The organism is Fibrella forsythiae, assembly GCF_017353175.1.
Lineage (GTDB): Bacteria > Bacteroidota > Bacteroidia > Cytophagales > Spirosomataceae > Fibrella > Fibrella forsythiae.
Genome location: NZ_JAFMYW010000001.1, coordinates 393,240 through 406,936, shown reverse-complemented (window position 1 = coordinate 406,936; position 13,697 = coordinate 393,240). Strand labels below are relative to the sequence as shown.

The window sequence follows — 13,697 nt, the reverse complement described above, 5'->3', positions numbered from 1 at the left end:
CCGGAGCTATACTACCGGTGTCGTCAATTAAACATACTCATACTACGATTGTTTCAACGAATGTACTGGTCTTTCCGTATGAAAAAACGCTTGCTCGTTCTGTTTTTACTGCTGAATCAACTATCCCTATGTACTGGGCTGTTGGCTCTTCCGCTTCCAACAACTTCATCCACAAACGCCACTAACTCGCTGGCAACTGACGACCCGGCCGATGCCGCAACTGCCCGGATCAGTTACACCCTGTCAATGCCGCAACCACAAACGCATTATTTTGAGGTTGAAATGCGCCTGCAAAACGCCGCCGGGGCTACCAATGCCCGGAAAAACGGTTATATCGACGTAAAAATGCCTGTCTGGACACCAGGATCATACCTTATTCGTGAATACGCTAAGAATGTAGAAGGTTTTGTGGCCACAACAGGAAGCCAACCCGTGAAGAGCGATAAAATTCGCAAAAACACTTGGCGGGTCTATACCAGTTCAGATGACCTGACGATTCGTTACCGGGTATATGCCTACGAGTTTAGCGTACGGAACAGTTTTCTCGACGACTCGCACGGTTACCTCAATGGTGCCAGCGTTTTTCTGTATAACGATGCTCTGAAAAACCAGCCCCTGACCGTCCAAATTATGCCGTTCCCCGGCTGGAAGAAAGTATCGACGGGTATGAAAGCAGTATCAGCCAGCGCCTTCACCTACGAAGCCCCTAATTACGATATTCTGGTCGATTCGCCCATCGAAATTGGCAATCACAGCACATTTACCTTCACGGCCGCCAATGTGCCTCACACAGTCGCCATGTATGGCAATGGCCCCCTGGAGTATAATGCAGAAAAGCTGGCAGCCGACTACAAGCGCGTGTGTGAAACAGCGGCTACCGTTGTGGGCGAGCACCCCTGTACCGATTATACATTCCTGGTTCACCACACAAATCAGGGCGGCGGCGGACTGGAACATCTGAACTCTACGACGCTGCAGACGAATCTGACTGCTTACGCCACAGAACGTAGTTACAAGGGATTCCTAACACTGGTAGCTCACGAGTATTTTCACCTCTGGAACGTAAAGCGGATTCGACCAATTGCCCTTGGGCCGTTTGACTACGAAAACGAGAATTATACACATATGCTCTGGCTATCAGAAGGTTGTACGTCGTTCTACGAAGATTACATCCTTCGACGGGCTGGGTTTCATACGCCTGATGAGTACTTAAAAATTGTAGCGGGCGACATCAACGGCATTGAAAACCAACCGGGCAATCAGGTACAGTCTGCAGCAGAATCGAGCTGGGACGCCTGGATAAAATACTATCGGCCTAACGAAAATTCGGCTAACAGCACGGTGTCTTACTACTCAAAAGGAGCCGTACTGGGCTCGTTGTTGAACCTGGCTATTCTCTCAGGAAGCAATGGGCAGCGATCGATGGATGACCTGCTTCGGTTGCTGTATAACGAGTATTATAAGAAACAGAAACGAGGTTTCACCGACGACGAATTCCGGAAGGCAGCCGAGCAGATCGCCGGTACGTCGCTGACCAATTTCTTTGACAAAGGCGTTAACGGTACCGGTCAAATCGATTATAACACGTACTTCGAACCGGTTGGCATGCGGCTTGTTAATGCAGGTCCGCCGTCGACAGATGGCTTCTTTGGCGCGGCTGTGCCAGTAACACCCAATGCACCAACTGCGCGGCAGGTAATTACCTCGGTGCGGCGCGGAAGTCCGGCCGAGCAGGCAGGTGTTAACGTTGGCGACGTTGTTCTACAACTTGACGGGAACCGGCTCACGGATGAGTTATCGAAGATGTTAGCGGGCAAAAAACCGGGCGAAACGGTTCGGCTATCGATAAACAGAGGTGGTCAGCCACGCGAAATAGCTGTTCAGCTTGGCACCAATCCGTTGTTCTCTTATCGACTTGAGCCGATTTCGAATGTAACCGATAAACAGAAAGCCTTGTATGCCAAGTGGCTGTACATCAAATAAAGGAGTAAACTGATTGGGTACGTGGCCGCTGATTCTATGGTGGGAACGTACCCAATTTTTCAGGTACGTGCCGAGCTACTGTCAGCAGCGGTCCCCTACCAGACGTTACAGATAGCTCTCCATGGCGGCTGTCCAGTCTGCGTCCATTTGTTGGAATCGGGCGAGTACACTGGCAACGAACGCATCAGAAATCATACGCTCGACTTCTTCAGGGCCGGTCACGTCGAACTCAGCTACTTTGTAGGTTTGTTCGTACGGGCCGGCTTCAATTTTGACTATATACTTGCTATTCCAGGAGAACAAGCTGATTTTCAGTTGCGTATGCTCAATATCTTTAATATAACGCATTGGTAAGTAGTAGCGAAAGTGACGTCCATTCTGATTACTGCCGTAAACATACGGCAGCAACGTCACGAAATAGCGGGGTACAAAAATAAAGCGTATGGCGAGAGATGCACGGGAGTAGTGAGTAGTAACGATGGACGAAAACCAGACCTGAGTTGTCTGTTCAGGGTATATTTGCAGGTTCGAACTTAAACGTAACCACATTCATGAATTGTCGCCAGTGGCTTTCCCTATTTACCGCGCTATGTTTAGCTGCCGCGCTGTCTTCATGCGGGTCTACCGATACGGATGAAGCGGCTCAGTTTTTTCTTCGTGGTAACGTGCAGTTGCAAAAGCGAGAATACAAAGAAGCCATCCGGTTTTATTCGGAGGCGATCAACAAAAAGTCTGATTTTGCAGATGCATACAGCAACCGGGGACTCGCTAAATTTCGCGATGGCCAGCCCGATGCTGCGCTGGCCGATTATTCAAAAGCGATAGAGACTGATAAAGCGTTCGGAACCGCCTATTTTAATCGGGCTGATACGTACCTGACACTGGGAAAGGCCCAAAGCGCCCTGACCGATCTGCTCACGATTCAAAAAACGTATCAGGATTCAACTTTTTATCAAAGTCGTTTAGGCGAGGCCTACGCTGGCCTGAACAATCTACCCATGGCCCAGGCAGCATTTGATAAAGCAATTTTGCTGGATGCTAATAATGTGGAAGCACTGACGAACAGAGCGGCCCTCTTCTTTTCTCTGAAACAATATTCGGATGCACGCTCAGATATTGATAAAGCACTGACAATCAATCCAAATCAAGCTGAAGCATGGAATAATAAATCGCTGTTACTGGCTAGAGAAAAAAAATACGTGGAAGCATTGGCAGCCGTTGACAAAGCCCTGAACCAGACAGCTAACCAGCCGTTTTATCTCAACAACAAAGGATATCTGCTCCTGATGCTGAACCGCGACGCTGAAGCCCTGCCCCTACTCAACCAAAGTATTCGGCTGAACGATCAGAATGCCTGGGCGCACCGCAACCTTGGTGTTTACTGGCTGCGCCAGAAAAAAGCGTCAGATGCCCTTGCCGCACTGAAACGGGCCGAACAACTTGATCCTTCCGTCGATAAGCTGTACGTCTACCTGGGAGAAGCCCAGCAGCTGGCCGGGAACAAAACTGCCGCCTGTGATGCCTGGAGTCGGGGAAAAATAGCCGGTGACACAGAGGCAACAGCGTTAGTAACTCAGTTTTGCCCTTAATCTACCCACTCCTTTTTGTCGGGTTAAGGAGCCAATATACCGAAGACACTGTTCATAGATAACTGATCACTGTTAACCGCTACAAGCCTCTTGCTGACCAACGTTCTGCTGCTTACCCCGCCGTTTACCCAGTTAAATACGCCTTACCCAGCCACGGCGTACTTAAAAGGGTATCTTAACACGCTCGAATGGGAGAATGGAAACGTTGTTGCCCGTCAGGCCGACCTTGGCATTGAGACCATTCTTGCGCTTTTCTCCCCGGCGGGTCTAGACCGCGTTTTTGCGGCAGTAGACGAGGCTGTTGCAGGTGGCGTAGCACTCTCCGATAACAGTCAGCGAATCAGCCGGTTACGCGATGCCTATACCGCTACGATCGGGCCAACGATTCGTTTTTTGCAACATAAAAACCCAACGCTGGCCCACGCCATAACCGGCCGGAGTTATTTGCCGGAAGCCAGTCGGTTCGCCGAGATTGACGACCTGGAATGGGCCTTCGGTACGATGGGGTTGCAGGATAAAGCCCGTCATCTGGCTACGTTATTCCTGGAAGACCTCAGCGATTTACTGGTCGAAGTAGTTGATCCTCACTTTGGTTTCAGCCGATATGCCGAACGCTTAGGTCGCTCTGCCACCCATTTCGACGAATTACACACCACTTTACAGGCACCATCTGGCCTGGTAGGTACGTTGCTGCTTGAGTTGCTTGATCAAAAAATGGCACAGTACGTACCCGATCTGGTTTGCCTGACAGTGCCTTTTCCGGGTAATCTGGTTGGTGCGTTACTCTGCGGACAATATATTAAACAGCGATACCCCGACGTAAAAGTGGTTTTGGGCGGCGGCTATGCTAATACCGAACTCCGTAGCCTGGCCGAGCCACGATTATTCAACTATATTGATTTTGTTAGCCTTGATGATGGTGAAGCGCCCCTACGCTCGCTGATAGAGTTCATTCGGGGTAACCGTCCCCAAAAAGAGTTAAAACGCACCTTTCTGCTGAATGATACCGGGCGGGTTATTTACGCGAACGGCGCTGTTGATAAGGACGTACCCCAACGGGAAGTCGGCACCCCCGATTACAGTGATCTGGCGCTGGATACGTACCTGTCTGTCATTGAAGTGGCCAATCCAATGCATCGACTATGGAGCGATGGGCGCTGGAATAAACTCACGCTGGCTCATGGCTGCTACTGGGGAAAATGTTCTTTCTGTGATATATCACTCGACTATATTGCTCGCTATGAACCTGTTACTGCCCATTTACTTTGTGATCGGATCGAAGAACTGATTGCCCAAACCGGCCAGCATGGCTTTCACTTCGTCGACGAAGCCGCGCCTCCCGCGCTGATGCGTGATCTGGCGCTGGAAATTATTCGTCGCCGCCTGACCATCGTCTGGTGGACAAACATTCGTTTCGAATCAGCATTCACGGCAGACCTCTGCCAATTGCTAAAACTGGCAGGCTGCATCGCCGTATCGGGCGGGCTGGAGGTGGCCTCTGATCGGTTACTGGCCCGAATGAAAAAAGGCGTGACAGTATCGCAGGTTGCTAAAGTGGCGGATCATTTCACGCAGGCAGGCATCATGGTGCATGCCTATCTGATGTACGGATTCCCCACGCAAACGGCACAGGAAACCATTGACTCGCTTGAAATGGTCAGGCAGTTGTTTGCGGCGGGTGTTGTTCAATCCGGCTTCTGGCACCGCTTTGCCATGACCGCTCACTCACCGGTTGGGCTGCAACCTGAGCAGTTTGATGTACACCGAGTTGGCCCAACAATGGGTCCCTTTGCCGACAATGATCTGTACCACGATGATCCGCTCGGAGCAAATCACGAGTTATTTAGCGAAGGCCTCCGTAAGTCGTTGTTCAATTTTATGCACGGCATTGGGCTGGATTTCCCACTGAAGAAATGGTTTACGTTCACCGTGCCGCCAACGTCGATTCCCCGCGCCTACATTGAACGGGCTATTGCCGAACCCGAGGTAGCCAAGCCGAGGGCTAATGCGCTGATTGTCTGGCCCGGCCACGCACCGAGCCTCGACCGCGTACTGATAAAGCACGGGAAGCAAACCGTTGAACGAGCCGAACTACTGCTGTCGCATCGCCAGGATGACGTGGTTATTGATATGCCCGTAGAACTGGGCGACTGGCTGACGGGCATGTGGCCCAAGCTAAGTACCCAGGCGCCTGTCCCCTTGACCTATCGCCAGTTCCAGACGGAATTTGAGCAAGCGGGTTTTGGCAGTACCGATAATTTACTTGCCTCAGAAACATGGGCCGATTGGAAAGAAGCTGGTTTGTTGGTGGTTTAATTTTTGCATCTTTCAAACCTCTAAGGTACCTTCTGTCTTATAGGGAGTAGCAACTATCACTTCATCATGAACTATTACGAATCCATCATCGACACAATTGGGAACACGCCTCTCGTTAAGCTCAATAAAGTAACCAAAGGCATTCGAGGTACAGTCCTGGCCAAAGTTGAGTACTTCAATCCCGGAAACTCGGTTAAAGACCGCATTGCTGTTCAAATGATCGACGATGCCGAAGCTGCTGGCCGAATCAAACCGGGTGGAACCATTATCGAAGGCACATCGGGCAACACGGGTATGGGGCTGGCCCTCGCTGCCATTGGCAAAGGCTACAAGTGCATCTTCACCATGGCCGACAAACAGTCGCAGGAGAAAATCGATATTCTACGGGCCGTTGGTGCTGAAGTTATTGTCTGCCCCACCAATGTCACTCCCGACGACCCTCGCTCCTACTACTCTGTTGCTCAGCGCCTGAGTCGTGACATTCCCAACGCACTCTATCCAAACCAGTACGACAACCTCTCAAACTCGGCGGCGCATTATGCAACGACGGGCCCCGAAATCTGGCGCGATACCGATGGCAGGATCACTCATTTCGCGGCGGGGGTTGGAACCGGAGGTACGATCTGTGGTACCAGTAAATTTTTAAAGGAGCAAAACGGAACGGTCGTTTCAATTGGAATTGACACCTACGGGTCCGTTTTCAAGAAATACAAAGAAACGGGCATTTTCGACGAGGGCGAAATTTATCCGTACCTGACCGAAGGAATTGGTGAAGACATTCTGCCCAAAAACGTTGATTTCAGTCTGATCGATCATTTTATAAAAGTGACCGACAAAGATGCCGCCATCATGACCCGGCGGCTGGCGCGCGAAGAAGGGCTCTTCGTCGGTTGGTCGTGCGGGTCAGCCGTACATGGCGCCCTTGAGTGGGCGAAAGATCATCTGCAGGAAGAGGATATCCTGGTCATCATCTTACCCGACCACGGCACGCGGTACCTTGGCAAAGTGTACAACGACACCTGGATGAAAGACCATGGCTTTCTGGAATCCCGGCAGTTTGCCACCGCCCGCGATATTGTTAAAAGCCGAAACGGGCACAGTTCCCTGACAACCATCGAAGGCAACGTACCTGTGAGCCAGGCAATCAAACTGCTAACCCAGCAAAGTATCTCGCAGATGCCCGTTACCGATTCAACCGGGCATATTGTCGGTAGCCTAACAGACTCCTCTATTCTCTCGCTGTTGATCGACGACCCATCGGTTAAAGACCAACCTGTAGAGACTGTCATGGATAAACCATTCAAATTTGTGGGTCTGGATAATACTCTTGACGTACTTTCGTCACTCATCGACCGCGAAAACCGGGCCCTTCTCGTTCGCGACGATTCAGACAACATTCACGTAATCACCCAAGCCGATCTGTTGGCGGCAGTAACTGCTTAAACGAATTAACAGTTTTCAGTATACTGTCTTCTGTTGCTCCACGACTTAGCAGCGCAACAGAAGACGGTATATTGAAGACTCTCTTCAAGAATGAACTTCGGAACTAAAGCCATTCACGCGGGTATCCATCCCGATCCTACTACGGGGGCGATTATGACCCCTATTTATCAAACGTCGACCTATGTACAGGAGTCGCCGGGGAAGCACAAAGGGTATGAGTATGCACGTACCCAGAACCCAACCCGCGACGCCTTACAAGCCAATCTGGCCGCGCTCGAAAACGGCAAACACGGTATCTGTTATGCCTCAGGGCTGGCCGCAACTGATGCCATTTTGAAGCTTTGCAAACCAGGCGACGAAATCATTGCCAGCAGCGATTTATATGGTGGAACCTACCGAATTATGGTACGCGTGTTTGAGCCGCTTGGCCTGAAGTTCAAATTTGTCTCGCTGGATGATCCCGCCAATCTGGAAGCTGCTCTATCCGAAAACACCAAAATGGTCTGGATTGAAACGCCAACCAATCCGTTACTGCGGATAGTAGACATTCGGGCCATAGCACAACGTACCCAGCGTAGACATACACAGGCCAACGGCCTTCGGTTGGTTGTCGACAATACGTTTGCTTCCCCTTACCTGCAAAACCCGCTTGATCTGGGTGCCGATATTGTGGTTCATTCTGTAACTAAATACTTAGGTGGTCACTCCGATACGGTCATGGGGGCTATCATTTGCAATGACGATGATACGGCGGCTCAACTGAAGTTTATCCAAAATGCCTGTGGCGCTGTACCTGGGCCACAAGATTGTTTTCTGGCGTTACGTGGAATCAAAACCCTGCACATTCGCATGCAGCGGCATTGCGAAAATGCCCAGCGTGTTGCCGACTACCTGCAGGCCCACCCACGCATAAGCCAGGTATATTATCCGGGTTTGTCTACACACCCGGGTCACGAGCTTGCCGCCCGGCAGATGCGCGGTTTCGGCGGTATGTTATCGTTTGAACTGAAGGGTGACTCATATCCGGAAGCGATCAGGGTAATGGAGAGCATTCGCCTCTTCTCGTTGGGCGAGTCGCTTGGCGGCGTTGAGTCGTTGTGCACACATCCTGCCAGCATGACCCACGCGAGTATTCCGAAAGAAGAGCGGGAGAAAAACGGCCTTAAAGACACCCTGATCCGTTTAAGTGTAGGAATCGAGGATGTAGAAGACCTTATAGCTGATTTAGAGCAGGCATTAGCCGCTTAACAGAGCTAAACTATAATTACGTACCCAACCGACTGAGTAATCACGTCTGTAAACAAAAATGCCCCGTTCGTCAGAACGAGGCATTTTTAATTTGTGTGAGCCCCCAGTCGGGATCGAACCAACGACCTACTGATTACAAGTCGGGGGGTTATCGGATGCAGATCAATGCAGATAAAGTTTTAAGAGTTGTAAGTCAGCTAGTTATAATCTCGATGAATGCAGATTTGTGCAAATCGGGCATATAATAGTTAACTTTATGGGCGAGGCAATGGGCGAGTTAGCCCGGCTCGCCCATTCTGATGAATACGGACATACCATCGGTAAAACTATCATACGACCGGCTTGAATCCGGCGATTACTCGATAAAAATTAGAATAAGCCTGGGCAAGGAGCGCGTGCGGTATGCCCTGCCAGCTAAAGAAGCGGTGGTCGTCTCACCGGCGAATTACGACAAGCTGGTCATTTATCATCAGCAACAGAATAAGCGTAGGGTCTCCGAGGAGATCCGGTTTCTGTATGACCAGATCAGTCCATTCCTGGAAAAGGCAGAAAAACTATGCGAGATGATCCCCTTCACCTTTGCGGCCTTCAAGGTGCAATTTTACAATAAGACGCAGCCCGGGCAGGATGACCATACGGTGATGGCAGTCATGAAACGGCTAGAAGAGGAAAACGACGCGCAGGGTAGACCGGGTAATGCCGATGCCTTCAAGGATGCCGCTAACTCACTGACCAGATTTTTGCAGCAGCTGGTAGCCGAAGAGCGGACTAAGTGGCTGGGCACCCATAAGCAGCCCTCCCCTCCCCTTCGCTTCGAGCAGATTACGCCCGCATTTCTGGAAGCTTACGAAACATGGATGCTGCGGGCTGGTAAATCGTCCCAGAAAAAAGACGGTTTGCCGACGGCTGCCAGTTTGACAACAGTCGGCATTTATTCCCGATCAATCCGGACGGCGTTCAATGAAGCTATCAGTAAGAAAATTGTGCCGGCCGACCTGTATCCGTTTGGTCGGGGTGGGTACGTTGTGGCGGCTGGCCGCAATCCCAAAAAAGCACTGAAGCGGGATATCATCCGCGAAATTCGCAGTCATCAGCTGGAGCCGGGTTCCATGGCTGAGCGTTCGCGCGATCTGTGGGTTTTCTCCTACCTGAGTAACGGCCTCAACTTTGCCGACATCTGCCAGATGCGCTGGTCCCAGATCAACTATGCTGATGAGACCATTACGGTTATCCGGAAGAAAACCAGCCGCACCCAGCGGGGCAATCAGATCAAGATCGTGGCGACTCTGTTTCCCGAGACTAGGCAAATTATTGACCGTTGGGGAAACGCGGCGAAGGGCTCTTCGGACTTTGTATTCCCTTTCCTGACTCCGGATATGGATGCCCGCCAGCAACGGTCAACGACCAAGCAGATCATCAAATTGACTAATAAGTATATGGCTCGGCTGGGGGAAGAAATAGGTATTGCCGAGGAGGTGAAGACTTACGCGGCCCGGCACTCGTTTGGATCTGCTTTACTGAAGTCAGGCGCCGACCTCAACTTGATTAAGAACAAGTATGGCCACTCCTCGCTTCGAACGACCGAATCGTACCTAAGTGACTTTGAGGACGATGAGGTTAAAACGATGCTTAGGGATTCATTACTATGAGGGCACTTTGTTAGCTTGGCCCTTGGCCTTGACTGCGAACATGGGTCCATCTCCTGTAATGAGCCAACGTGAGTGTATGCCAAAGTCTTCGATCAACCAGTACAGGTAGGCTACGTCTATATCGCATTTATCATTAGTACGAAGCCGGAAAAAGTTACCCTGATTCAACTCATACTTGGTAGCGAATGACTTAATGCCACCCAATTTTCCCAGAACAACCAGCGCGTCTATCGCCTCAAAGAATCGATTTTTGACAGCCAGGTTAATTGCGTCGGTTTTTTCTTTTCCAGGGGAAGGCATGAAATCAGAATTTTATTTATAGCTATTCAGCTTTTGTGATTGGCTTCAAGTACAAATTCAATGATTGTTGCAAAGCATCCGAAATAGCATATATGTCATCAAGGCTGGATAAGTCGTGTCTGATTTCTTTCTTGTCTCCGTCGAATGTGGTGACAAACTTTTTTTGACCGTTGAAATACAGTCGGCAGATCGGACGGCGATTATTGTCATCCAACAGAATAGCAAAATAGGTCTGTGCATCCCGATGGCCTATCCGCTCGGCGGTAACAAACGGTCTTAAAATAGATCGGACGATGTAGAAGCCTTCCAGTTCTTCAGGTGTTGTTTCAATAATGGCTGCCTTCTTTTCGGAACTGCTGACGCTTATCGGTTCAGTCGAGGCCGGTGCTGATTCGGGCTGTTCGTTGATTAGGGCAGTTTTTAGGCGATCGGTTATTTGATCGCTGAACGTGTGCTGGAACGACTTCCGGATAAGTATGGTAAAATAATCCATCATCTTAGCAGTAAGCTGACCGCTATAAACCTGCTTGGCAAAGTGGCGGACCAGCGTGTCCGATGGATTGGCCAGTTCCTGCTGAATCAATGCTTTGAACTCGCCAGTATATTTGAGTTCGCTGGCTGTCGATACGATATTGTCAACGTCAAAATAAGGTTTGCTGAATTTTTTCAGTTCCTCAATCTGGTTATCACGAAGGTCTAACAGATTGACTTCTAAAAATGGCTTCTCGTCCATTTTATTAGGCTCCTGCAGATCCGTGTAAAACCGGTAAACGATGCCGTTTGTCAAGATGCCGAAGCGGGCCTTAGTAACGTGGAAATAGCGCAGTAGCTGATTATCGTGGAGGGTAAGCGACTGTTTCCAATGCTTACATTCCATGAGCATACAGGGCTCAGGCGTACCGTTGACTTCACGCATAATGGCGTAGTCGACCTTCTCTCCCTTCTTAGTGCCTATGTCAGAGATAAACTCTGGAATAACTTCAAAGGGATCAAATACATCGTAACCGAGCATCTGAAGGAAAGGCAGGATCAGCGAAGTCTTCGTGGCCTCTTCGGTCTGAATGTTATCCTTTAGCCGAGCCACCCGGTCAGCAAGTTGTTTAATCTGGTCTTTGAAATCCATACTGGTTTAGGAATAGGTGTCAATAGATACAACAAAGTCAATAATCAACCAATTTTCAATTTGCTTTCATAGCACTCAGATCATTCGAAAGGGCCTGCTCATCATAGATTGTTAAACTACCTCCCCGCAAATGACCATAATACGCCCGACCAGCTTCTAATGCTTTTGATTTATCATTCGATAAGAGGGCTAGGCGATAGGTCGATTCAAGTTGCTCCCCAAAAATTTTGTGAGCTTGATTGACTTTCTCAGCTTCGGCCTTCTTTTTTTCGTGTTCAGTCATCCATACGAAAAAGGCTCCGACCACGACAATAGCACATAGAATAACGCCAATATTCATGACTATATAAGGCTAACATTTACAATAAGACCGATCAACGTAGGTTTTATTACCATTACTATTTATGTAGTAACAACCACCTTCTGGTCCTTTATAAAGAGTTTTTGAATTATAGGAACCGCACCCCCCGGTTGAGGGTGGCGTAACTATGGGGCTTGTTTTTACCCCTGTAATCAATACTGCTTTTTGGATACTAGCTGCCCCTCCTTTACCAGAGACAGTTAAAGAAATGGCATACGTCTTGTTCTCAGCATATTGAACACATGAGGGCGAAGACAGTGTACTTGTTACTCCATTACCAAAGTTCCAGGAGTAGTACAGTGTGTTAACCGACTTGTCAGTAAAGCATGCACTGCCATCGTTTCCCACGGCCACATCAAACGCGGCGACAGGAATCGGATATGAGTTAACTGTTACAGAATTAGCCGTAAAGTGAGTATCAGCTGAGTTTTTGACAATTAGCTGAACAAGATAATTACCGTTCGATTCGTAGGTATGGCGTGGATTCTTGTCAGTGCTGATAGCCGATTTATCGCCAAAGTCCCAAGTGTATGTATCAGCATCCTTGGAAAGGTTAGTAAACTGAATCCCTCCATTGGCTGTATTGATCCAGCTGAATGCCGAGGAGGGAATCGGGATAATTGCTGGTTTAGATTCCTTTTGGGAACATCCCAGAACCAGTATCAGGAATATGAAAAGTGTACTTTGTTTATAGAGTAGACTCATATAAAATGACGTTTTTTACCTTCTTCGGCGATTGTGACTAACTCTGAGTATGTTGTATAGCTCGAAGACCTCCGCTAATTTTATTTCTTGGTCAGGATAAAGGTCTTTGTTAGGGTTAATTGACACGCAGGTGATGATGCCGTTTTCTACATCGTGAGCAACGATTCGTTTTGTGATAATCCCATCCTGATGAACAATGATATAATCTTCGAACCGATGGAGGTGAAATTTGCTTTTCCAGAAATGCCGTTCAACTTCTCGACCCAACACCTCATCGCCTTCACAGATTGCATCTCTGGTATTGTCGTCCATGCTATCGCCACGCACCTCGAATGCCATGTACTTGCCTCCGTGGCGTTTATGAGTAACGAATGAGTACTTTGGCAATTCGTGAAGGAATTCGGGATCTTTCCAGCCGGACAGATAGCCAGCATAAGCAAATTGATCAACGAGCGGTACACTCATCATAACCATGCCGTTAGGCAGATCGACGAACTCAGAACCCCGCCAGTTTTTGGTTACATCACCGTCAGGGTTCAATTCTATGGGAATTGCCTCAATTTTATACGTTCGGTTGTCCATTGGCGGCTGAGGTGTATTTGGCACAGCTGGAGGTGTAACAACAAGCGGTCCTGCTCCGGTCTTGATAAATTCTTTACTTATGTTGTAGACCTCTTGCAGTTTGTAGAGGAATTTGTCCGAAATCTTTTGCTTCCCGTTGATGTACTTATTGACAATGGTACGCTCGTAACCCAGTTTGAGAGCCACTTCGGCTTGATCCCAATTATTTGATTCGAAAATCTTTAATAGTCGATCCGCCGCTTGTCTATCTTGAAGCGCCAGGTCCTTATTCATGAATAAAGCCGATGTAATCACTGTCATGTGATATTTTTTTTGTTGAGTGTGCCAAATATCTCAAAATGTCTGTATCTTTGATGACAATGTTTGTGTAAACGGCTAACGCAACGTTAGCGCAACGT

At 49.0% G+C, this 13,697-nt stretch carries 11 protein-coding genes; 6 read left to right on the top strand and 5 right to left on the bottom strand.

What is annotated here, in order from left to right; all coding sequences use genetic code 11:
• Positions 1 to 78: 78 nt before the first annotated feature.
• A complete protein-coding gene (locus tag J2I46_RS02145) occupies positions 79 to 1,983 on the top strand; it encodes a M61 family metallopeptidase (RefSeq protein WP_229379442.1) in 1,905 nt (634 codons plus the stop codon).
• A gap of 105 nt (positions 1,984 to 2,088) precedes the next feature.
• On the opposite strand, the gene J2I46_RS02140 is transcribed toward J2I46_RS02145, so the two are convergent.
• Positions 2,089 to 2,331, bottom strand: a complete 243-nt coding sequence (locus J2I46_RS02140; RefSeq protein WP_207327280.1) for a hypothetical protein — start codon at positions 2,329 to 2,331, stop codon at positions 2,089 to 2,091.
• 203 nt (positions 2,332 to 2,534) lie between these two features.
• Between J2I46_RS02140 and J2I46_RS02135 the strand changes: the two genes are divergently transcribed.
• The 5 genes from J2I46_RS02135 to J2I46_RS02115 all read left to right on the top strand — a co-directional run bounded on the left by J2I46_RS02135 (position 2,535) and on the right by J2I46_RS02115 (position 10,228).
• Positions 2,535 to 3,572 (top strand): tetratricopeptide repeat protein, encoded by a 1,038-nt coding sequence (locus J2I46_RS02135; protein ID WP_207327279.1) that lies wholly within the window; start codon positions 2,535 to 2,537, stop codon positions 3,570 to 3,572.
• 90 nt (positions 3,573 to 3,662) lie between these two features.
• Positions 3,663 to 5,888, top strand: a complete 2,226-nt coding sequence (locus J2I46_RS02130) for a B12-binding domain-containing radical SAM protein (RefSeq protein ID WP_207327278.1) — start codon at positions 3,663 to 3,665, stop codon at positions 5,886 to 5,888.
• Between the two features lie 66 nt (positions 5,889 to 5,954).
• Positions 5,955 to 7,331, top strand: coding sequence for a cystathionine beta-synthase (locus tag J2I46_RS02125; protein WP_207327277.1), 1,377 nt, complete (start codon positions 5,955 to 5,957; stop codon positions 7,329 to 7,331).
• A gap of 90 nt (positions 7,332 to 7,421) precedes the next feature.
• On the top strand, positions 7,422 to 8,579 hold the full coding sequence (locus J2I46_RS02120) for a cystathionine gamma-synthase (protein ID WP_207327276.1): 1,158 nt from the start codon (positions 7,422 to 7,424) through the stop codon (positions 8,577 to 8,579).
• A gap of 299 nt (positions 8,580 to 8,878) precedes the next feature.
• On the top strand, positions 8,879 to 10,228 hold the full coding sequence (locus J2I46_RS02115; RefSeq protein ID WP_207327275.1) for a tyrosine-type recombinase/integrase: 1,350 nt from the start codon (positions 8,879 to 8,881) through the stop codon (positions 10,226 to 10,228).
• A 322-nt stretch (positions 10,229 to 10,550) separates the two neighbouring features.
• Here the strand turns inward: J2I46_RS02115 and J2I46_RS02110 are convergent, their stop codons facing one another.
• Genes J2I46_RS02110 through J2I46_RS02095 form a run of 4 tightly spaced genes read right to left on the bottom strand, consistent with a single transcriptional unit; the run spans position 10,551 to position 13,572 of the window.
• A complete protein-coding gene (locus tag J2I46_RS02110; RefSeq protein WP_207327274.1) occupies positions 10,551 to 11,651 on the bottom strand; it encodes a type I restriction endonuclease in 1,101 nt (366 codons plus the stop codon).
• A 55-nt stretch (positions 11,652 to 11,706) separates the two neighbouring features.
• Positions 11,707 to 11,991: a hypothetical protein gene (locus tag J2I46_RS02105; RefSeq protein WP_207327273.1), complete on the bottom strand. Its 285-nt coding sequence runs from the start codon at positions 11,989 to 11,991 to the stop codon at positions 11,707 to 11,709.
• A gap of 12 nt (positions 11,992 to 12,003) precedes the next feature.
• Entirely contained in the window at positions 12,004 to 12,717 is a 714-nt protein-coding gene (locus J2I46_RS33145) for a PKD domain-containing protein (protein ID WP_207327272.1), read from the bottom strand.
• A 15-nt stretch (positions 12,718 to 12,732) separates the two neighbouring features.
• Positions 12,733 to 13,572 carry a LexA family transcriptional regulator gene (locus tag J2I46_RS02095; RefSeq protein WP_207327271.1) on the bottom strand — a complete coding sequence of 280 codons (840 nt, stop codon included), beginning with the start codon at positions 13,570 to 13,572 and terminating at the stop codon, positions 12,733 to 12,735.
• Between the last annotated feature and the right edge of the window lie 125 nt (positions 13,573 to 13,697).